Genomic DNA, 21,765 nt, shown 5'->3' with positions numbered 1-21,765 from the left:
AGAACAACTGCCCCAACGGGCCTCTGCGGCCTGTTTTGGGGTGTAGCAAAGGTAGGGCAATAAACCGGATTCCATAGGTTTCTACTGGCCCGCTCCTCTCCTGCTTATGCACGCCGATACCTACCGACACCGTGGCCAGCGCCGCGCCCTTGTAGAAGAGTTGCGCCGCAAAGGCATCCGCAGTGAGCGGGTACTCAGTGCGGTACAAGCCGTGCCGCGGCATGCTTTCTTCGAGGCCGCCTTCCAGCAGCACGCCTACCAGGACAAAGCATTTCCCATTGGCGAGGGCCAGACCATTTCGCAGCCTTACACGGTAGCGTACCAGACCGAGCTGCTGGCCCCCGAGCCGCAGCACCGCGTGCTGGAAATCGGGACGGGCTCAGGCTACCAGTGCTGCGTGCTGCTGGAACTAACGCCGCACGTCTACAGCATCGAATACCAGCCCGTACTGTTTGAGCGCACCCGCCGCCGCCTGGCGCACATGCACCGCGCGGCGCACCTGTTCTGCGGCGACGGTTCCCTGGGCCTGCCCCAGCATGCCCCCTTCGACCGGATTCTGGTGACGGCCGGCTCCCCAACCCTGCCCCGCCCGCTGCTGCGGCAGCTGCGGGTAGGCGGCTGCCTGGTCATTCCTGTGGGCGACGCACAGGTGCAGCGCATGGTACGCGTAACCCGTGTGAGCGAAGAAGAGTTTACCCGTGAGCAGTTTGAGGAGTTTCGGTTTGTGCCGCTGCTTGGCCAGGCCGGCTGGAACAGCTAGGCTCACTGGTCGGCGCATAAATTATGCAGCCGTGTTGTAACTTGTCGGTCCTTATCTGTGTCCTTACCGGAAGTACCTGCCAGGCAGGCCTTCCGGTTTCTTTTTCGGCAGGTTCGGCACCCTGGTTTTACTCTTTTTTTCATCCTTTTCTCTGTTTAAATGCAGATCAAACGTTTACCCAAATTGCTGCTCCTGCTGGCTGTGCTGCTCACGCAGTTCTCGGCCTCAGCTCAGCAGCTTCGGACCCGCTATCCGGAGCAGTACTATGGCTTCCGCTGCGCTTCCGACAGCATGCAGCAGCTGGAATGGCGGCGCAATCCGGCCGCTGAGCAGGACTACCGCGCCTTTATCAAGGGCGTGGCCATGATGTCGGCGGAAGATCAGGCCCGCATTCTGGCCACGCCTGACGTTACGGTGCCGGTGGTAGTGCACGTTATTCACCAGGGTGGAGCTTCCAATATTTCCGATGCGCAGGTAGATGATGCTATCCGCATTCTGAACGAGGACTACAGCAAAACCAACCGCGACACCGCCGACGTTATTGCCGCGTTCCAGCCGCTCTACGCCAACGTGGGCTTCCGCTTCCGCTTGGCCAAGCTCGACCCCGACGGCAACTGCACCACGGGTATCACCCGTACGTACTCGTCGCTCACGGCCTCGGCCGGCAACAACGTAAAGGACCTCATTCGCTGGGACCCCAACCGTTACCTCAATATCTGGGTAGTGGATAATATTGCCAGCGGCGCGGGTGGCTACGCCTACCTGCCCTGCCCCGGCACCGGCATCGATGGCATCGTGATTCGCAACACGCAGTTTGCCAGCATCGGGCGCTCCTGCGGCAGCAACTTCTGCAACCGTTCCCTTACCCACGAAGTTGGTCACTACTTCGGTTTGCCGCATACTTGGGGCGGCACCAATACTCCTGGTGACCCCGCCAACTGCGGCCTCGACGACGGCATTGCCGACACGCCGAACACTTCGGGCGTAACCTCGGGCTGCCCTTCTACTACTTACCGTCCCTGCAACCCGAACAGCACCACCGGCTCCACCACGCCCAACAACAACCCGAACGGCATTTTGGCCAACGTCCAGAACTACATGGACTATGCCACCTGCGCCAAGATGTTCACGACGGGCCAGAAAATGGTGATGCGGGCTTCGCTCACGCGCCTGTGCCGCAATACGCTGGTATCGGCCCAGAATCTGCTCGAAACCGGCACCAGCGACGGATTCCAGGCGGCTCCCTGCGCCCCGGTAGCGGCGTTCCAGTCGTCGGCGACCAGCGTGTGTGAGGGCAGCAGCCTCACCTTCACCGACTATACTTACAACTTCACCTACAACGCGGCCACTACCCAGTACGACTGGCGTTTCCCCGGTGGCACGCCGGCTACCAGCTCGGCCCGCAACCCTACCGTTACGTACCCGACGGGTGGCTCCTACGATGTAACGCTGATCGTCATCACGCCTAACGGCCGCGACACGCTCACGCGTACGCAGCTGGTGCAGGTGCAGGGCGTAAACTCCGGCGAGCGGGCTCCACTCGTGGAGTCGTTCGAAAACCAGAATTTCCCGCAGAACTACGCCAACGCGCCTATCCGCAACTGGCGTGTGCTCTCAAACCAGCCCGGCGACGAGCCGCTGAGCTGGCAGCGGGTGACTGGGGTAGCCAGCAATGGCTCGGCCTACCTGATGGCGCCCAATAACTTCCTGACGGATGGCACGGAAAGCATTCTGATTTCGCCTAACATCAACTTGTCGAGCATCAGCAGCACACCTACGCTGGTCTTCGACCGGGCTTATGCCCGTCGTTCCGCCACGATCAATGATGTGCTGCGGGTTTCCTTCAGCATCGACTGCGGCGTGACCTGGTCGTCGCCGCTGACGTACAGCGCTGCTGCCCTCAACACCAAAGGCAACGTGACGCAGGTTGGCTTCTCGCCCACTTCGGTGACCGACTGGCAGCCCATCACTGTGCCGCTGTCCTCTGCTTATCAGGGCAGCCAGCGGTTCCTGGTGCGGTTTGTGGCTATCAGCAATGCCGGCAACCCCATCTACCTCGACAACGTGCGGATTCTGGACCCACTGGGCACGCAGGACGCCGAAATGGCCCGCCGGGGCATCAGCGTATATCCCAACCCGCTGACCGCCGAAACGGCCGTTCACTTCACGCTGCCCACCGCTGAGCGTGCCGCCGTGCGCCTCACTGACATGCTGGGCCGCGACGTGACCAGCATTGCCGGTAAAACCTACGGTGCAGGTGCGCACGCCATCCGCCTGCAGGGCGCTGATGGCAAAACCCTAACGGCCGGCGTGTACCTCGTGCACCTGACCCTGGGCCAGCAGACCTTCACAACCAAAGTGCTGGTGAACTAGCCCTCCGGTTGAGTAGTACCTGAAAAAAGCCCCGCTCCTGCATGGAAGCGGGGCTTTTTTTGTGCGTATGCCTCTCGCTCACGGCACGCTTATACCTCAGCTTCTGGTGTTTCTGTCGTTTCCAGCAGTGCTTGCGCCCCGCAATGCAAGGCCTGAACCCGGATTGCAGGCGGATTTTGCCGCCGGCTCTACTGCCCTGCCGGCCGCCGCTTATCTTTGCGGCTTCTTCTCTGAATCAACTATTCCTGCATGACGCGCAAACAGAAGCCCGTAAAAGACTCGTTCGTGATAATGACCGAGCTGGTGCTGCCCAACGACACCAACACGCTCAACAATATGATGGGCGGCCGCATGATGCACCTGATGGATATTGCCGCCGCCGTTGCGGCCCAGAAGCACTCCAACCGCATCGTTGTGACGGCTTCCGTGGATAATGTGTCGTTTCGGGAAGGCATCAAGCTGGGCAGTGTCGTGACGCTACAGGCGCAGGTGACGCGGGCCTTCAGCTCCAGCATGGAAGTGCACATTGATGTGTGGGCCGAGGATATTCCGAGCGGCACTAAATTCAAGTCGAACGAGGCCTTTTTCACCTTTGTAGCTGTGGACCAGTCGGGCCGCCCGATAGATGTGCCGGAAGCTGTGCCGGAAACGCCTGAGGAGCATAGCCTGTTTGAGGGGGCCCTGCGCCGCCGCCAGCTCCGCCTGCTCCTGGCTGGCCGCCTGAAGCCGGAAGATGCTACGGAGCTGAAATCCATGTTTGCTATCGAGTAGCGCCAGCTCGGGCCTGGAAGCCTTGGGCCGGGCACCACGGCTAGCTCCGAAACGGCTGTATCTTACTTCTGTACCCGCTCCTTATCTTATGGATACTGCCGCCTCGCTGGCCTTCTTCCAGAATCTGTACACCGGCGTTTCGCTATATGTGGTGCCGGAGCTCGCCGCGGCTGCCGTGCCGCCCGTAGTGGCGGCGGCAGAAGCGCCCACCCCGGCGGCGACCCCACTTCCGGCGCCTGCTCCGGTGGCCGCGGCTCCTACCCCCGATATACCGGCTGCTCCGGCTGCTCCCGCCCCGCGCCCGGTGCCGGTGGCTACAGCGCCAGTTCCGCCCGCCAGCGTACCAGTGCCACCTGTGGTGCCTCCCGCAGCCGCGCCATCGGTTGTGGCCACAGCGGATATGTCGGCGGCAGGGCCGCTGTTTAATGTGGCAACGCTGGCGGAACTGCCGGCTGCCCCAGCCGCGCCGCCTTCGCAGCCGGGCCGTATTCAGCCCACGCCTACCCAGTCGCCGGTGGCGCACATTCCGTTTGCCACGCTGGGCAGCAACCCCAACGGCCTGCTGATTCTGGTGCGCGTGTCGCCCGAGGAGTTCAAGAAGCTACCCCGCAACGTGTTCCTCAACAACATCCTCAAGGCCATTCGGCTGGTGATGGAAGACGTGGTGCTGGTGAATGTGGAGCACGAAAAGTTTCCGGTGGCCCTGTGCAGCCTGCGCCAGCAGCTGGCGGCCAGGCAGTTCCTGGCTTTCGGCAAAAACCTCCTTGATGTGGCCGTGTACACCACCCAACCCTACGAGCCGGTGCTACTCTACGGCGACACCGCCTTCCTCGGCGCCAGCGAAATTAAGATGCTGGAATACGACGCCGGCCGCAAAAAGCAGCTGTGGCAGTCTATGCAGCGGATGTTTCTGTAGGAAATAGCCCCAGCGGCACCCGTTATAGTAGTTGCTGGATTTGTATGGTCGTCCGATTACACAGGAGTAGTTGATTATATCATTGACAACGCAGAAGGAAAAGCATTCTTTTTGCCAAGAAAAACTGCAAACGCTGAAAGAATATCAACGCCTAGAATATTAGTTTCATGAACTATTATCATCTGCTTTATTATTCGATTGCCCGCCTCGCGCGTCGTATAAAACCTGATATGAAAAATGATGATTTGTTAGATGGATCGTTCTGGTCTATCAACTTGCTAATTTGTTTATACATTATTGCGTTAACTAACTTTGTCGGTGCGTGGGCGCGCGCTCAAATTCCCACGCTTCTATTCTGGTCACCTTTCATAGTTTTAAATTATATTATATTTTCTTACAAGGATAAGGGGATACATATAATTTCTCATTTTGATAAATTATACGATGCAAGACTGCGAAGAACAATCATAGTAATACTAATTCTTATACCAACGACGCTTTTTTCTTTACTGTCCTTTGGTTACAGAATAAAATGAAATAAGTAGTACTAATTACATTAATATAAATTATAAGAGTAAGTAGTAGTGGTTTGGCTCAAACTTTAATAGTAGAACTAGAAGGTCACAACCAATCAGGCATTGCCTACCTCGTTCTGGAAACCTACAAGAAGATTCCTTGATTCAGCATTATATACAGGACAGCAAGTGTTAATAAAAAAGGCCGGCCCCGCATGGGGCCGGCCTTTTTTTGTAGAAATGCCAGCACTTACTTCAGCACCGATGCCAGCTTAGCTTCCAGAGCTTCGCCGCGCAGGTTTTTGCCGATGATGCGGCCCTGTGGGTCGAGGAGAATGGAGGCGGGAATGGACTTGATGCTGTACGTCTGGCCGGCGGCGCTTTCCCAGCCTTTCAGGTCCGAAACGTGCTTCCAGGTGAGGCCATCGGCCTGAATGGCTTTGAGCCACTTTTCGCGGTCCTGGTCGAAGCTTACGCCGTAGATTTCGAAGCCTTTGCCTTTGTACTTATTGTAGGCTTTCACCACGTTGGGGTTTTCGCGGCGGCAGGGGCCGCACCAGCTGGCCCAGAAGTCAATCAGAACGTATTTGCCGCGCAGGCTGCTCAAGGGCAATGTCTTGCCATCAGGAGCCGCGAGGCTGATTTCCGGGGCGGCCGAGCCTACTGCCGTGGCGCGCATGGGCTCCAGCTTGGCCGCCAGCACCTTGGTGTAGCGCGACTCGGGCAGTGTGGTTTTAAACTGGGTAGTCATGGAATCTACGAAGCCAAACTGCTCCTCCGGATTAATCAGGTTGGCTACCACGAAAGCCGATACCACCGACTTGGGATTCTGCTTCACCAGGGCCTTCACATTATTGGTGCTGCGGGCCTGGGCCAGGTAGAACTGCTGCTCAATGGCCCGCATGGAGTCGGTACGGTTGGCGTTAGCGTTCTGGTTGTAGCGCGCCTCCAGCTTGCCCATCTGCTCCTTCGACTGCTGCATGGTGCGGTTCAGCTGCTGCAGCAACTCCGAGTCCTTGGAGCCTTTCACGGTATAGGTTTCGGCCAGCTTGTTAGCGTCGCCGCTCAGCTCCACGGTGCTACCGTTGCTCAGGGCCAGCAATACCTGGCTCTGGTCAGTGGTTTTCACCTGATAAAGTCCGGGCTCCGGCACAGTGCCCGTGAAGCGGAACTGGCCTTTTTCGTCGAGGGTAGCGGTGTCGCGCGAGATGAACTGCGTTTCGCCCAGTTCCGCCAAGTATACCTTCGTACCGGCAGGAGCATTAGTCAGTTGGCCACTGAGCTGGTAGCCAGCCGTGTTGGCTGCCCCAGTTGTGGTGGGCGTCGTGTTTTTGGTGCAGGCATTGGCCATGCCCAGCACAGCTCCAACAAACAGCAGACTTTTCATTTTCAACATATTCAGTAAGAAAGCCGACGGTCCCGCCGGCAATGGTTTCGCAAAAGACAACGGTTGCAGCTGCAAGTTGCCGATTTCGCCGGAATTGAGAACAATCGTCCGGCTACGGCAAGCTAACAACCTCATTTCTTCCTCTGTTCGCGGCTTCTAACGAAAAACCACCGCCTGGTGGGATATCCAAGGGTGGTTTTTCCAAAACTAGACTCTGCTGACAGCACCCACCTTACCTAAGGCAGCAGCTCTCCCAGCTTTTGGGCCAGGGCATCACCCCGAAAGTCTTTGGCAATGATCCGGCCCTGCGGATCAAGCAGAAACGAAGTTGGATACGCATAGATATTATATACCGTGCTGGCCACACTGGTAGCAGAAGGCACATCCAGCACCTGTGGCCAGAGCAGGCCGTCCTGCCGGATAGCGGCCAGCCAGGCCTCCGGCTTGCTATCTGCCGACACGCCATACACCTCAAAGCCTTTCGGTCGGAACTGCTGGTACGTGCGCACCAGCACCGCATTTTCCTGCCGGCAGGGGCCGCACCAGCTGGCCCAGAAATCCACGAGCACATACTTGCCGCGCAGGCTGCTCAGCGGCAGCGGCCGGCCGTCGGGTGTGGGCAAATTGATTTCGGGAGCAAGCTGCCCGATGGTGGTGGCCCGGCGCATGGCCTGGTAGTGCAGCAGCTGCTTGGTGTAGGGCGAAGCCGGCCACTGCTGTGCGTAGCGGCTGGTAGCCGAATCCAGAAAGGCGACGTTGGCGCCGTTGCCGCTCAGAAACGAAGCCGCCACAAACGGCGCAACATACGACGACTGCCTAGCCACCCGCAGAGAGGCGGCCGTGAGGGCCGCGAAGCTGGTGTCCCACTCCTGCCCTATCTGCCGCAGCGTGGCGGTGTCGGTGGTGGTCTGCCGACGCTGGGCCAGCGCGTCTACATGTGCCAGAATGCGGGCGTGCTCCCGGTTCATGGTAGCCAGCGACACAGCCTCAGCAGAACCGGTTACCTCGCCGGTACTCCAGAGCGACGCCGCATCACCCCGCACCCGCAGGCGGCTGCCGGGAGCCAGTGCCAGCCCGGCTGTCCGGTCTTGGCCCTTCACGCGCAGGTTGTAGGTGCCGGGTGCCGCCACCTGGCCCCGAATCCGGAAACGGCCTTTGGAATCGGTAGTGGCAGAATCGAGCGGAACGTGCTGCCCGGTCAGGTAATCGGTTACGTAGACCCAAGTGCCCGCAGGCGCGTTCGTGAGCTGGCCCCGCACTACGTAGTTGGAGCGGGCAGCACGTTGGGCGGCGGCAGGCAGCGCGAAGGAGGAGGCCACAAGTAGGATGAATAGCTTAGCAGAATGCATAACAACGGAATTGAGCTGACCCATAAAAAACCCTCCCACTGGAGACCAGCTAGGAGGGTTTCGGTTGCATAGCGTGTGGCGCAGTGTTACGCGTCCAGCTTCTGGCGCAGGAGCTGGTTGGCCAGTTTCGGGTCGGCCTTGCCGCCGGTCAGTTTCATTAGCTCGCCCATAAACATGCCCGTGAGGCTCTTTTTGCCGGCACGGTACTCGGCTACTTTGGCCGGGTTTGCGTCCAGCACCTGCTGAATCATGGTTTCCAGTGCCCCGGCATCCGACTGCTGCAGCAAGCCCTGCGCTTCGGCAGCGGCGGCGGCAGTCTGCGTTGGGTTGTCGAGCAGGTGTGGAAATAGCTGCTTGCTGGCTACCGAGTGGCCTACTTTATTGTCGTCAATCAGCTGAATGATATCGGCCAGGTGCTGCGTGCTCAGCGGGAACTGGTCGAGGGCAAGTGCCCGCTCGTTCAGGTAGGCTTTCACGGGGCCCGTCACCCAGTTGGCGGCAGCTTTGGCATTGGGCGTAAGGCAGGTCAGTTCATCAAAGTACAGCGCCAGTTCCTTCTCGGCCGTCAGCACCGTGGCGTCGTAGTCAGACAGGCCCAGTTCGCCGGTGAAGCGGGCGTAGAGCTGCTGCGGCAGGGCCGGCAACTCGCTCTGCACGCGGTGCAGCCAGGCATCGTCGATGATAACGGGTGGCAGGTCGGGCTCCGGGAAGTACCGGTAGTCGTTCATGGTTTCCTTGCTGCGCTGGCCGTTGGTGGTACCAGTTTGCGCATCGAAGCCGCGGGTTTCGCTGTCGATGATTTCGCCAGCCTCTACCATCTGAATCTGCCGCTCAATTTCGTATTCGATGGCGCGCTGCACATTCCGGAAGGAGTTCATGTTCTTCACCTCCACTTTGGTTCCGAACTTGTCGGCCCCGCGCAGCATCACCGAAATGTTGGCGTCGCAGCGCAGTGAGCCTTCCTCCATATTGCCGTCGCAGATGCCCAGGTACTCCACCAGCTTCTTGATTTCGGCCAGGTAGGCATAGGCTTCCTCCGCGTTGCGGATATCCGGTTCCGACACAATTTCAATTAGCGGCACACCCGCCCGGTTCAGGTCCACGAGGGTTTCCACTTCGCCAGCCAAGTGCATGCTCTTGCCCGCATCCTCTTCCATATGGATGCGGGTGATGCCTATTTTCTTGGTCGAGCCATCGGAAAGACGAACTTCGACGTGGCCGCCGGTGCAGATCGGGGTTTTGTCCTGCGTAATCTGGTAACCCTTGGGAAGGTCGGGGTAGAAGTAGTTTTTGCGCGCAAACAGGTTTTCGCGCCGGATCTGGCAGTTGGTGGCCAGGCCCATTTTCATGGCAAACTCCACGGCCGAGTAGTTCACCCGGGGCAGCGTGCCGGGGTGGCCCAGCGTAATGACACTCAGATTGTTATTGGGAAGCGCACCGTATTCGTTTTCATCCGAAGAGTACATTTTACTCCGCGTGAGCAGCTGCGCGTGCACTTCGAGGCCGATGACGGGCTGGTATTTGGCTTTGATGCTGTCGTCCATAGAAAAATAGGGCGGGTTGGCCGCCGGGGCTGCAAGTTAAAACTATCTGCCTGAGAAAAGTTGCCTGCTGGCCGACCTTATAAAAGCTTTCCGGCGTGCGAATGGCCGCCATAGGTTAGAGCAAAGTCGCCCGTGAAGGGTAGCGGTGAAGGCGGAAACAGAAGGGTTACACAGCCAACCCGCCGCAGCCACTGCTTTACCGGACTACCGTTGTATCAATCAGCCGGATGGTGCGGGCCACGTCCTCGTATTCCGTGGCCCGGACAAGCTGCAGCAGCGCCCTCGACCGCCAGCCGGGGCTGCCAATGCGCTGGGCCAGCGCATGCACCGCTTTGTCCATGGCCCGGATGTGTGGCGGCTGCTGCGCTGCCGGCAGGTGGGCCAGTAGTGTGGCGTTGGCCCAGGCCGCCTTCCGCGCCGCGCCAATGCTGAAGTTGAGCACATCGGTTTGCTGGGTAGCGGCCACACGCTTAAGCCAACGCATCGGTAGCCACACCTGCTCCAAGCACTGCTGCACATCGTCCATGAGGGAGCTGATGACATCGTTGATGCGGTTGAAATCGGTATGCAGGGCATGAATCTGGGTCCCCGGCGCTACGGTTGCGGCGGCAATAGCCAAGTCGAGGTTGATGTGCGTGTTGATGCCCAGCACCAGATGCTGGAACACGGTCAGGGCCTGGTTACCGCACCCATCGAAAGCATATTCCCAGGCATCAGTGCACTCGCCTTTTTGCTGATAGGCCTGCCAGGCTTGGAGGTAGCGCCGGGCAAACGCTACATCGAGCCGCTCCATGCGCGGTCCGTCTTCAAACGCCCCAGCCGCAATGCCTTCCGCTACTGCCACGGTCATGCGCTTATACAGGGCCGCAAAGTAGCCGGCTCGGTCACGCCGCTGCTGGCACTGCTGCACGATGCTGTCGAGGGCCGAAATGACTTCCGTAATCGTGCGTGGCTCCATTAGTGTACCAGTTGCTGATGGCTGCTCACCGACGCTCCTACCGGCTTGCTTAGTGCTAAGTGGCAGCCGGACATAATATAAGAATTACGAAATATACCTGTTAAATAGCATGCAGTTTCAACTATCCTGCTATTCCAGATACTACATGAAAAAAATCATCCTTCGCACACTCACGGCGGTGCTGCTGCTAGTGGCCGTGTTGGCTGTCAACACCATTTGGTTCAAACCTTTCTTTATTCGGGCCTTCTACGAGAAGGTATTTGTAAAATTCGCCTTCGACTCGCCCGAACTGCTTTCCCGGCTGCGGCTGGTAGAGGGCCTGGGTATTCAGGGGCACAACCGGAAACTGGACGACGCCTCGGAGGCCGAGACCAACCGGCAGTTTCAGTTTCTGCGCGAAACACGGGCAACTTTGCACAGCTACGACACCACTGGTATGCGGGGCCAGGACCGCCTCAACTACCAGGTGCTCGATTGGTACATGGCCAACGCGGCGGCCGGGGAAGCGTTCCGCCACCACAACTACCCCGTCAATCAGCTGTTTGGGGTGCAAAACGAGTTTCCGAGCTTCATGGCCAACGTGCACCAGGTACGTAACCGCCGCGACGCTGACTACTACAACGAGCGGCTGGCGGCCGTGCGCCTCAAGTTCGCGCAAGTGCTGGAAGGTCTGAAAATTCGGGAGCAGCGCGGCATAGTGCCGCCTACTTTCGTGATTGATAAGGTGCTGGCTGAAATGTCGGCTTTTGTGGCGCAGCAGCCGGAGCAGAACATTCTCTATACGTCGCTGGCCGAGAAAACAAAAAAAGTCGCAGACCTTACCCCGGCCGCTCAGGCCGAGGTGCTGGCTGAGGCCAAACGGCATATTCAAGGCAGCGTGTATCCCGCCTATCGCCAACTGATAACCTACTTTACTGCGTTGCGCCCTCGCTCGACCAATGACGCGGGCGTATGGAAGTTTCCGGACGGCAAAGCCTACTACGCCTACTGCCTGCAGCGCAGCACTACCACTACCCTCAGCGCCGCCGAAATTCATTCGCTGGGTTTGCGCGAAGTGGCCCGTATCACGGCCGAAATGCGCGCCATTCTGCAAGCCGAGCAGGTGCCCGGGGCCGACAGCGTGGGGCCGACGATGGCACGGCTGGGCGAAGAAGCCCGGTTCCTATACCCCGACTCGGACAGCGGCCGCGCCCAGATCCTGGCTGATTACCAAGGTATCCTAGCCGAAGTAGACCAGGGGTTGGGTAGCGCGTTTCGTATTCGCCCGAAGGCCCGCATCAAGGTGCAGCGGGTGCCCGTATTCAAGGAAAAAACGTCGGCCGGCGCCTACTACGAGCCCGCGGCACTCGACGGTTCGCGCCCGGGCATCTTCTACGCCAGCCTCTACGACGTGAAAGCGACACCCAAATTCGGGATGCGCACGTTGGCGTACCATGAGGGCATTCCGGGCCACCACTTCCAGATTGGCATTGCGCAGGAACTGCAAGGGTTGCCTACCTTCCGCACCATAGTGCCTTTCACAGCTTATTCTGAAGGGTGGGCCTTGTACGCCGAGCGGGTAGCCTCGGAGTTAGGCTTCGAAAAAGACCCATATAACAAGCTGGGCTGGCTGCGGGCCGAGCTATTCCGGGCCGCCCGCCTCGTAGTAGACACCGGCCTCCATGACCAGCGCTGGACCCGCGAGCAGGCTATCAGCTACATGCGCCGCACCACGGGCATGGCTCAGTCTGATGTGGAGGCTGAAGTGGAGCGGTATATTGTGATGCCCGGCCAGGCCTGCGCCTACAAAGTAGGTATGCTGAAAATCCTGGAACTCCGTGAACGAGCCCGGCAAGCCTTGGGGCCACAGTTCGACCTGCGTGATTTCCACGATGTCGTGTTGAAGAACGGAGCCTTGCCGCTGCAGGTACTGGAACAGGTAGTAAACGACTATATCTCCGAAAAGAAAACGACAGCCTAACGCTCCGCGAAGCCTTACAGGCACGAGTAAGGGCTACAACAACGGGGCCGGCTGCGCTAAGAGCAGCCGGCCCCGTTGTTGTAGCCCTTGACATGATTAGGAACTAGTTGGCACAACGCCACCTCCGTTCCCAAACCACTTATATGTTCTGACTTACAAGGATTTCGAAACCAATTCTTCGGCCTTGCCGATGGCCGCGCCCAGCCCTCCTACGTTTTTGCCACCGGCCGTAGCGAAGAACGGCTGACCGCCGCCGCCACCCTGGATATCTTTGGCCAGCTCGCGCACCAATGTGCTAGCGTTGAGCTTGCCGCTTTTGGCTAGCTCATCATCCAACATTACGGCGAGTTGTGGCTTGCCATCAATTTCAGCACCCAGCACGGCCACCAGATTTGGTACCGACTGACGCAGGTTGAAGGCCAAGGTCTTGAGGCCATCGGCAGAGGATGCCTGCACTTGCGCAGCGAGGAAGTTCACGCCGTTGAGCGGCTTCACCTGGCCTACCAGCTGGTCTTTCTGCTGGTTGATGCTCTGCTGGGCAAACTGCTCAATCTGCTTGCGTAGGCCAGCAATTTCTTCCGTTTGCTTCTCGATGCTCGGAATGAGATGCTGCGGGTTGCCCAGCGCCTCACGCACCTGGCCTATAAGCTCCAATTGCTGGTTCACAAAGGTTTCAGCCGCTTCAGCTGTTACGGCCTCAATACGGCGTACACCGGCCCCTACCGCGCTTTCCGAGGTAATTTTGAAGAAACCAATGTCGCCGGTGGTACGCACGTGGGTGCCGCCGCAAAGCTCCACCGAGAAGTCGCGGTCGAAGGTGATGACACGCACGAATTCGCCGTACTTCTCGCCGAACAAGGCGGTTGCGCCTAGGTTTTTGGCCTCGTCGATGGGCACGTTGCGGCGCTCATCCAGCGGAATTTGCTGGCGGATGCGGGCATTTACCAGCGTTTCTACCTGGCGGAGCTGGTCGTCGGTTACTTTGGTGAAGTGGCTGAAGTCGAAGCGCAGCAGCTTCTCATTTACCAACGAGCCTTTCTGAGCCACGTGTGAGCCAACCACTTCGCGCAGGGCCGCCTGCAGCAAGTGCGTGGCGGTGTGGTTGCGCTGAATCTGGGCGCGGCGGGCGTGGTCGTAGCGGGCCAGGAACTCGCCGTTTACGTCTTCGGGCAGCTCCAGCACCGTATGCACGATGAGGTCGTTTTCCTTCTTCGTGTCCAGCACGCGCACCTTGCTCAGCGGCGACTCCAGGTAGCCCGTGTCGCCAATCTGCCCGCCCGATTCGGCGTAGAACGGCGTCTGATCGAGCACCACTTGGTACTCGGTTTTGCCTTTGCGGTCGGTGCGGCGGTAGCGCAGGATGCGGGCTGGGGCCTCCTCCTGGTCGTAGCCCACAAACGCAGGCTGCTCTTCCGATTCGCGCACGATGGTCCAGTCGCTCTGCTCGGCCTCCTGGGCATTGCGGGAGCGGTTTTTCTGGGCATCCAGCTCTTTCTTGAAGCCTTCCTCGTCCACCGTCAGGCCCTTCTCGCGGGCAATGAGGGCGGTGAGGTCTAGCGGGAAGCCGAAGGTATCGGAGAGCTCAAAAGCGGTTTTGCCATCAATGCGGTTACCGTTTTGACGGAAGCCTTCTTCCAGCGTTTCGAGGCGACGTAGGCCGTTTTCGAGCGTCTTGAGAAAAGCAATTTCCTCTTCCTCAATCACGCGCTGCACAAACTGCTGCTGCGCTTTCAGCTCGGGAAAAATGTTGCGCATCTGATCGGCCAGGATGGGCACAATCTTATACAGGAACGGCTGCTTCTGGCTTAGCGACGAAAACGCGTAGCGCACGGCGCGGCGCAGAATCCGGCGAATTACGTAGCCGGCCTTCACGTTCGAGGGCAGCTGGCCATCGGCAATGGTGAAGCTGATGGTCCGGATGTGGTCGGCAATAACGCGGATGGCAATATCCGTCTTCTCGTTCTCCGTAGCCGGCTGGTCGTTCACGGTGGCCGGGGCCGTGCCGTGGTACTCCATGCCTACTTCCGACGCAATGAACTGGATCAGGGGCTGGAATACGTCGGTGTCATAGTTCGACTTCACGCCCGACACAGCCATCATCAGGCGCTCGAAGCCCATACCGGTATCTACGTGCTGAGCGGGCAGCTTTACGAGGCTCTTATCGGCCAAGCGCTGGAACTCCATGAATACGTTGTTCCACACCTCCACCACCTGCGGGTGGTCGGCGTTTACCAGCTCGCGGCCCGATTTCTGGGCTACTTCGGCCTCGTCGCGCAGGTCGATGTGGATTTCGGTGCAGGGGCCGCAAGGGCCCGTATCGCCCATTTCCCAGAAGTTGTCCTTCTTGTTGCCGGGCAGAATCCGGTCGTCGGTGGTGTATTGGCGCCACAGATCTTGCGTCTCGGTGTCAGCCGCCAGTTTGTCGCCGGCGTCTCCTTCAAAGTAGGTCACGTAGAGGCGGTCTTTCGGCAGCTTGTATACCTCCGTGAGTAGCTCCCAGGCCCAGGCAATGGCGTCCTTCTTGAAGTAGTCCCCAAACGACCAGTTGCCGAGCATCTCGAACATGGTGTGGTGGTACGTGTCGTAGCCTACCTCTTCCAGGTCGTTGTGCTTGCCCGATACGCGCAGGCACTTCTGGGAGTCGGCAATGCGCTTGAACGGCGCGGGCTTGTTACCGAGGAAGTAATCCTTGAACGGGGCCATGCCCGAGTTGATGAACAGCAGCGTGGGGTCGTCCTTCACCACGATGGGCGCCGAGGGCACAATGTGGTGGCCTTTGGAGGCGAAAAAATCCAGGAACTGCTGGCGGACGTGGCTGGCGGTAGGGAGTGACATAAGCGGAACACCAGGCCCGTGGCTGGTGAGTTGGGAGGTTCAGTGGAAACCGGACCACTCCAAATTGGCGGCGGCCGGTATTTTGGTTACTTTTCGCCTTTCCGGTGGAAAAGCGCTTCGGGCAAAGTTAGCCGACTTTGATAGAAGTGAGAAATGTCACGCGAAGCTCGAGCTTCGCGGCTTCTCCAGCCAAAAACGAGTATCGATTCACCATCCGCGAAGCTGAAGCCTGACTTACGTCTTACTCCGGTTAGCGCTACTGCCTGCCCCCATGCCCTACAAAGAGCGCGACATCGAGAAGCAGTACTTCACCATTGGCGAAGTAGCCGCGCAGTTCAATGTGGCCCCGTCGCTGATCCGGTTCTGGGAAACTGAGTTTGAGGAGCTGCGTCCGCGCAAAAGCAAGAAGGGCAACCGCCTCTATACGCCCCAGGACGTGGATATTTTCCGCACTATCTACCATCTGGTGAAGGAGCGCGGCTACACCATTCCCGGTGCCCGCGACATGCTCAAGCAGAAAGGCCCCCAGCTCAAGGAAAAAATCGACGTGATTCAGAGCCTGGAGAAAGTCCGCAAGTTCATGGTGACCATGAAGAAGGAGCTGGATGCTATTGGGAAGGCGCAGGGATGATACAAAGATTCTGGACCGGTTTGTTGGCATTCTGCCTCACCCTGTTGGCCGAAGCGGTTGTGATGTTCCTGGCCTTCTTGGCGGGTGTCGCGAATTATAGCAAAAGCTCAGATGAGGACGCTAAGGCTGCATTTACTGTTCTGCTGTTATTTATTGTATTAGCTCTGCTGCTGATTTGGCACCTGCACAAGCGCCAATACCGCGCATGGGCAAACGGAATTCTGGCTGGCATTTTCCCGCTCTTGTGGGCTATGCTTGTGTCATTACTGTGGGTACTTTGATTATTGCTCGCTGATTATTTGCTAACCCGTCCGACGCTATGCTTCCATCTTCTACCAATAATGTTCATCCTCCCGACGACACCCTTCTCCACGAAGTCGCCTTAACGCTTTTCCCTAACATCGGGCCGCAGCTGACGCGGCAGCTGATGAGCTACGGCGGCTCGGCCAAAAACGTGCTGCACCTGCCGCCGGGTAAGCTGCGCAAGATTCCGGGTATCGGGCCGGCTACCGAGGCTATCCTGACTGGCGCAGACCGCACCAAAGCGCTAAAGCAGGCGGAAGACTCCATTCGCAAAGCCGAAAAGGAAGGTGTGCAGTTGCTGTTTTACACCAGCAAACACTTCCCAGCCCGGCTCAAGCAACTGCCCGATGCACCTACCCTGCTCTACTACCAGGGCACTGCTGATCTGAATCAAGCCAAAACCTTGGCTATTGTGGGCACCCGCCAGGCCACCGATTATGGCCGCGAGCAAACAGAACGAATAGTAAGCGGAGTTGCCTCGCATCGGCCCCTGATTGTGAGCGGGCTGGCCTACGGCATTGACATTGCGGCGCACCGGGCGGCGTTGCAGGAAGGCCTGGAAACGGTGGGCGTGATGGCCACGGGGCTGGATGTGCTTTACCCCCACGCCCACCGCAAAACCGCCGAGAAGATGCTCACGCAGGGTGGCTTGCTTACGGAATTCGCCTTCGGCACGCCGCCCGACAAGTATAACTTCCCTTCAAGAAACCGGATTATTGCGGGTCTCTGCGACGGAACCGTGGTGGTGGAAGCGGCCCGCAAAGGCGGCGCCCTGATAACGGCCGACCTGGCCCAGGGCTACGACCGGGACGTGCTGGCCGTGCCCGGCCCACTGGGCTCTCCGGCGTCCGAAGGCTGCCACGAGCTTATCAAAGCCAACCGCGCCGCGCTTTACTCCGAGCCCCAGGACATCGAGCAGCTACTCAACTGGGACCTGGCCCTGCACCTGACCGGCAAGCCCAAAAGCCCGGCCGTTTACGACGCGCTGGATTTCAGTCCCGAAGAATTTCAGCTGGTTACGGTGTTGCAGGCCGCATCAGGCCGGGAAGAGCACCTCGACAACCTGGCTTGGAAAGCCCAGCTGCCCATTCATACCACTGCCTCGCTCCTGCTCGGGTTGGAATTCCGGAGTCTGGTGAAAGCCCTGCCCGGCAAGCGGTTTGTACTTGTGTAGAGAGTTGTAGGCTGCTCGTTGGTTGTCAGTTTAGTTCGGCCACATGAGGTATAGCCTAAAGCCAGCAATTATCGACCGACAACCCGCCTCCAACAGCTATGCTTCTTTTCAACGGCCACTTGCACTCTGAAGCGGAGTTTACCTTGCCGCTGCCCAATCGGGGCCTATTTTTCAACGACGGTTTCTTCGAGACAATGGTGTGGGAAGCCGGCACGGTCCGGTATCTGCCATACCACTTGGCCCGCATGCAACAAGCCGCTGCCGTGCTAGGGCTGGCGTTGCCGGCCGCGCTGGCTACTGCCGAGGCTCTGACGACCATAGTGAGTAGGCTCATAAGTGCTCAGGTGCCCTATTCGGCTGAATACCGCGTGCGGCTGCAGTTGTGGCGCGGCGGCGGCGGCCTGTATACTCCCGCTACGGATGCGGCCGAGTGGCTAGCAACCAGTCAGCCCTTTCAGCCGCATAATACCCCAATAAATTCCTGCGGCTTTGCCGAAACCGTACGCACGCAGGCCTCCGCGGTATCGTTCTGCAAAGGCCCCAACGCCCTGACCTACGTGCTGGCGGCGCGCGAACGGCAGCAGCGCGGCCTCGATGAGCTACTGCTACTGGATGTGGCCGGCCATGTGGCCGAAGGTGTAGCGGCTGCGGTATTCTGGGTCCGGGATGGACAGTTGTTCACTCCTGCTTTAGAAACTGGTTGCGTGGCCGGCGTGCGGCGGGCGCATTTGCTGCAGGTGGCCCGGCAGATGGGCCTGCCCACGCAGGAAGTGCAATGCCACCCAGACGAACTGCAGCAAGCAGAAACTGTATTCACGGCAAATGTGGCCGGCATCAGGGTGGTGCAGCAGTTGGGTACAACGCGCTACCCTTCCGAGCATACTCTACTGCAACAACTACTACAAGCTGAGTAGTAGCCCTAGCGCAAGACTCCTGCCGGCCGACAACGCAGCTTTAGCCAGCTTTCCTCAAACTCCTGCAGGTCTTCTTCAGTGATGTCGTTGATACGCAGGACTTCCTCCCGTTTGCGGTGATAGGAATCCAGGGAATAAAGTGCAATCCAGGCGCGGTGCTGCCGGGAAAGGGGGCTGAAAGGCGGACTGGTGGTACCGGCTGCTGTCATGCAAGCATTTACGGCGCCGGTTTTTATTTGGATTTTATATAGTTCAATTAAATTTTACTAAGAACATTTATTCCTCTGTAAGTCCTATACTAAGCCTAGCGTTATCTGATAACATAGTTCACGCTGATAACTTCCTCGGTGCTGGTAGCGGCCGGTTCAAACAGTAGCCCGCGCAGAACCCGGCAGGCATCCTCCACCATTTGGGCCTCTCCGGCTGCTTTGGCTTGCGGAGTTACTCCCGAAATAACCTGCTGCAGCTTGCTGCCGGCCCCCTGAGCGTCTGTCACAGTACCATCGGCGGCAATGGTCAGCCGTACGCTCACCTGTCCTTCCAGACCAGCCCGCAGCGCCGCCGCAGGATACTTGATTTTACCCCACACATACCGGAAGAAGAGAGAATCGGCGGGCAGGCGGCGCTGGCTGGCGAGGTGCTGCCCGATGCCGCGCTGCAACCGCATTGCCGACCGAGGCACTGATGAGGACTTTGGCTTAACCGGAGGTACCGGCCGCGCATCCCAGCGGTTGTAAGCTGCGCTCTGGGCACAGACTGCCTCAGGCCGCCATGCTGCACAGGCCAGACCAAGCAGCAGCGCAGGCAGTATCTTTTTCATTGCGGCGCGATAATATGGAGCCCGCTGATGCGCTGTGCCTTCTAGCTTGCCAACGGCTATACTGCCACGGGAGCTTTGATGGCCGGCCAGGGCTCGTAGTTTTCGAGCGTGAAGTCTTCGTACTGAAACGCAAAAATATCCTGCACAGCGGGGTTGAGGCGCATCTGGGGCAGCGGGCGGGGCTCCCGGGTGAGCTGCAGGCGGGCCTGCTCCAGGTGGTTACTATAGAGGTGGGTATCGCCACCGGTCCAGATAAACTCACCGGGCTCCAGGCCGGTTACCTGCGCCATCATGAGCGTGAGCAGGGCGTAGCTGGCAATGTTGAAGGGCACGCCCAGAAACACGTCGGCGGAGCGCTGGTAGAGCTGGCAACTGAGCTTGCCATCGGCCACGTAGAACTGAAACAGGGCGTGGCAGGGCGTCAGGCGCATCTGGGGCAGCTCGGCCACGTTCCAGGCCGATACCACCATGCGGCGCGAATCGGGCTGAGTCCGGAGCAGGTGCACCATCTGTGCAATCTGGTCGATGCTTTGGCCATCGGGAGCTGCCCAACTGCGCCACTGCTTGCCGTAGATGGGACCCAACTCGCCGGTTGAGTCGGCCCACTCCCGCCAGATGGTCACGCCCACATCTTCCAGCGACTGATTGCTGGTGTCGCCGCGCAGAAACCAGAGCAACTCGTGAATGATGCTTTTCAGATGCACCTTTTTGGTGGTCACTAGCGGAAAGCCCTGCTGCAAATCAAACCGCATCTGGTAGCCGAACACCGAGAGCGTGCCGGTGCCGGTACGGTCGGTTTTCTGGGTGCCTTGGTCGAGAATGTGTTGCAGAAGGGCGTGGTACTGATGCATGAGTGGACGGAATATATGTGGCGTGAGCTTATAGGCGGACTGAAGCGCGATAAGAAGCCGTCAAAAATAGAAAAAGCCGCCCGTTTACAGGCGGCTTTTCTTACTGCTTTTATGAAGGTGGCTAGGCTACAGCTTCTTCCTGTGGCTTTGTTTCGTGGCGTTGCACAGCTGCCCTGATGCGCGAAGCCATGCTATACAGATCATCAAGCGAGGAAATATCAACCCGCTCCCCTCCTTCCACATCGAACAGCGTCACGTATTTTTTGCTGCTGTTGAAGTGTAGCCGACAAATGGGCTTGCGGTTGTTGTCATCGAGCAGAATACCACAATACGACTGCACATCGCGCATAATCACCCGGTTGACAGGCACTGTCTTGCGAAGAATAGCCCGCACAATCATGAAGCCTTCGGTTTCTTCCACAGTGGTTTCAATGCCTTTCTCTACAGCCTCTGCTACCGTTGCAGTAGCAGATTCGGGGAGAGGTACCGGCGGCACTTCCGGCGCTAACAGGCTATGGCCGCTGGTATCGACCATAGCCGAGCGCAGCCGCATGGTAATTTTGTCGTTCAGAAACTGATGAAACGAGCGGTGCACCAAAACGCTGAATTGCTCTTTCAGCTTTGGCGTGAGTACGCCATCATAAATCTGCTTGGAAACGAAGGTGATAAAGTCGGCGGAGGGCTGTGTAAACTGCTCGTTGAAGTAGTTTTTGAAGGCCCGCATGTACTTCAAGTTGTAAGCCGCAAACAGCAGGTCGTCGATATTAAATGCGGGCTTGCTCAGTTTCCGAATTTCGGCAACGTCATTTTCCTGAAAATTGAACAGATCGAACTCCATAAAAGGCCGCTCATCCATCTTGTTGGGCTGTTCCAGATCCGTGAACAGGCGGTAATGCACTCCGTTAGTAAGCACCGCAATCCTAGCTTCCGTAACGTGGAAATAGCGGAACAGCTGGCTGGCATGATTAATACTCAGGTCCCCTCCAACGTGCTTGCATTCAATTAGAATGATAGGCTTACCGTCGCGCATGATGGCATAATCAATCTTCTCGCCCTTCTTGGTACCGATGTCACAAATGAATTCCGGCACTACTTCTGTGGGGTCGAATACATTATAGCCCAGGGCATTAATAAACGGCATTACCAGCGCGTTTTTTGTGGCCTCTTCGGTCTGAATGTGGGTTATCTGCTTCTGTGCCCTTGAAGCAAGATTGGTCAACTGGTCGATAAGCTCCATATCATTATTAAGTTTTCACGTTGTCTTTTAAATGTATGCTTATAGTTTAATAATCACAAAAAAGCCCTGCTTTTGAGGGCAGGGCTTTTTACAATGCTGGCGTTTTTCTTACATCGTCTTCACGGCCGGGGCAGCAGCCGGAGCGGGTGTAGTAGCAGCAGTTTTGGCGCCTTTCTTCATGCAGCACGAAGGCGTGCTGGCCGTGTTGCCTTCCTTGGCGCAGCTGGCTTTCATTTCGGTAGAGCAAGCTTCTTTTGACTTGCCTTTCTTGACAGTTTTGTCGCCCTCATGGGCAGAGGCAGAACCAACAAAGGCAAACAGAGCGAGGGCGAGCAGGGCGTTTTTCATGAGAAGGAAGAAGATGAAACTGGAGGAAACAAAAGCGGGAAAATGGCGGTTGGCTTGGCGCCGCCCCCTAAGGTAAGAAATGTAACAGAAGTTTCGGCCGCTGCCGGCCCGAAACTTCT

At 58.2% G+C, this 21,765-nt stretch carries 18 protein-coding genes; 8 read left to right on the top strand and 10 right to left on the bottom strand.

Going from position 1 to position 21,765, the window contains the following annotated elements:
* The first annotated feature begins 106 nt into the window (after positions 1 to 106).
* The 4 genes from H4317_RS09160 to H4317_RS09145 all read left to right on the top strand — a co-directional run bounded on the left by H4317_RS09160 (position 107) and on the right by H4317_RS09145 (position 4,820).
* Entirely contained in the window at positions 107 to 760 is a 654-nt protein-coding gene (locus tag H4317_RS09160; protein ID WP_185889816.1) for a protein-L-isoaspartate(D-aspartate) O-methyltransferase, read from the top strand.
* 159 nt (positions 761 to 919) lie between these two features.
* On the top strand, positions 920 to 3,133 hold the full coding sequence (locus tag H4317_RS09155; protein WP_185889815.1) for a M43 family zinc metalloprotease: 2,214 nt from the start codon (positions 920 to 922) through the stop codon (positions 3,131 to 3,133).
* Between the two features lie 249 nt (positions 3,134 to 3,382).
* The gene (locus H4317_RS09150; RefSeq protein ID WP_185889814.1) at positions 3,383 to 3,904 is read left to right on the top strand and encodes an acyl-CoA thioesterase; all 522 of its coding nucleotides are present in this window, start codon (positions 3,383 to 3,385) and stop codon (positions 3,902 to 3,904) included.
* Positions 3,905 to 3,992: 88 nt separating this feature from the next.
* Positions 3,993 to 4,820 (top strand): hypothetical protein, encoded by an 828-nt coding sequence (locus H4317_RS09145; protein WP_185889813.1) that lies wholly within the window; start codon positions 3,993 to 3,995, stop codon positions 4,818 to 4,820.
* A gap of 765 nt (positions 4,821 to 5,585) precedes the next feature.
* Here H4317_RS09145 and H4317_RS09140 read toward each other — a convergent pair.
* The 4 genes from H4317_RS09140 to H4317_RS09125 form a co-directional block, all read right to left on the bottom strand.
* Positions 5,586 to 6,722, bottom strand: a complete 1,137-nt coding sequence (locus H4317_RS09140; protein ID WP_185889812.1) for a TlpA disulfide reductase family protein — start codon at positions 6,720 to 6,722, stop codon at positions 5,586 to 5,588.
* Positions 6,723 to 6,958: 236 nt separating this feature from the next.
* Positions 6,959 to 8,071, bottom strand: coding sequence for a TlpA disulfide reductase family protein (locus H4317_RS09135; RefSeq protein WP_185889811.1), 1,113 nt, complete (start codon positions 8,069 to 8,071; stop codon positions 6,959 to 6,961).
* An 86-nt stretch (positions 8,072 to 8,157) separates the two neighbouring features.
* Positions 8,158 to 9,615: an Asp-tRNA(Asn)/Glu-tRNA(Gln) amidotransferase subunit GatB gene (gatB, locus tag H4317_RS09130; RefSeq protein ID WP_185889810.1), complete on the bottom strand. Its 1,458-nt coding sequence runs from the start codon at positions 9,613 to 9,615 to the stop codon at positions 8,158 to 8,160.
* A gap of 196 nt (positions 9,616 to 9,811) precedes the next feature.
* Positions 9,812 to 10,573, bottom strand: a complete 762-nt coding sequence (locus tag H4317_RS09125; RefSeq protein WP_185889809.1) for a DUF5995 family protein — start codon at positions 10,571 to 10,573, stop codon at positions 9,812 to 9,814.
* A gap of 145 nt (positions 10,574 to 10,718) precedes the next feature.
* Here H4317_RS09125 and H4317_RS09120 point away from each other — a divergent pair, with 145 nt between their 5' ends.
* The gene (locus H4317_RS09120; RefSeq protein ID WP_185889808.1) at positions 10,719 to 12,533 is read left to right on the top strand and encodes a DUF885 domain-containing protein; all 1,815 of its coding nucleotides are present in this window, start codon (positions 10,719 to 10,721) and stop codon (positions 12,531 to 12,533) included.
* Positions 12,534 to 12,686: 153 nt separating this feature from the next.
* Here the strand turns inward: H4317_RS09120 and alaS are convergent, their stop codons facing one another.
* The gene (gene alaS, locus H4317_RS09115) at positions 12,687 to 15,368 is read right to left on the bottom strand and encodes an alanine--tRNA ligase (protein WP_185889807.1); all 2,682 of its coding nucleotides are present in this window, start codon (positions 15,366 to 15,368) and stop codon (positions 12,687 to 12,689) included.
* Between the two features lie 271 nt (positions 15,369 to 15,639).
* Between alaS and H4317_RS09110 the strand changes: the two genes are divergently transcribed.
* The 3 genes from H4317_RS09110 (at position 15,640) to H4317_RS09100 (ending at position 18,390) form a co-directional block, all read left to right on the top strand.
* A complete protein-coding gene (locus H4317_RS09110) occupies positions 15,640 to 15,999 on the top strand; it encodes a MerR family transcriptional regulator (protein WP_185889806.1) in 360 nt (119 codons plus the stop codon).
* 319 nt (positions 16,000 to 16,318) lie between these two features.
* Entirely contained in the window at positions 16,319 to 17,476 is a 1,158-nt protein-coding gene (gene dprA, locus H4317_RS09105; protein ID WP_185889805.1) for a DNA-processing protein DprA, read from the top strand.
* Between the two features lie 98 nt (positions 17,477 to 17,574).
* Positions 17,575 to 18,390 carry an aminotransferase class IV gene (locus H4317_RS09100; RefSeq protein WP_185889804.1) on the top strand — a complete coding sequence of 272 codons (816 nt, stop codon included), beginning with the start codon at positions 17,575 to 17,577 and terminating at the stop codon, positions 18,388 to 18,390.
* Between the two features lie 5 nt (positions 18,391 to 18,395).
* Here H4317_RS09100 and H4317_RS09095 read toward each other — a convergent pair whose 3' ends face one another.
* The 5 genes from H4317_RS09095 to H4317_RS09075 form a co-directional block, all read right to left on the bottom strand.
* A complete protein-coding gene (locus H4317_RS09095) occupies positions 18,396 to 18,599 on the bottom strand; it encodes a hypothetical protein (RefSeq protein WP_185889803.1) in 204 nt (67 codons plus the stop codon).
* Between the two features lie 101 nt (positions 18,600 to 18,700).
* On the bottom strand, positions 18,701 to 19,210 hold the full coding sequence (locus H4317_RS09090) for a TonB family protein (protein ID WP_185889802.1): 510 nt from the start codon (positions 19,208 to 19,210) through the stop codon (positions 18,701 to 18,703).
* A gap of 56 nt (positions 19,211 to 19,266) precedes the next feature.
* Positions 19,267 to 20,061, bottom strand: coding sequence for a thymidylate synthase (locus H4317_RS09085; protein WP_185889801.1), 795 nt, complete (start codon positions 20,059 to 20,061; stop codon positions 19,267 to 19,269).
* Between the two features lie 121 nt (positions 20,062 to 20,182).
* Entirely contained in the window at positions 20,183 to 21,298 is a 1,116-nt protein-coding gene (locus tag H4317_RS09080) for a type I restriction endonuclease (protein WP_185889800.1), read from the bottom strand.
* 108 nt (positions 21,299 to 21,406) lie between these two features.
* A complete protein-coding gene (locus tag H4317_RS09075; RefSeq protein ID WP_185889799.1) occupies positions 21,407 to 21,646 on the bottom strand; it encodes a hypothetical protein in 240 nt (79 codons plus the stop codon).
* Positions 21,647 to 21,765: the final 119 nt, after the last annotated feature.

The organism is Hymenobacter sediminicola (assembly GCF_014250515.1).
GTDB lineage: Bacteria > Bacteroidota > Bacteroidia > Cytophagales > Hymenobacteraceae > Hymenobacter > Hymenobacter sediminicola.
Note: the sequence above shows the minus strand (reverse complement) of the source record. Positions and strands in the feature narration are given on the sequence as shown.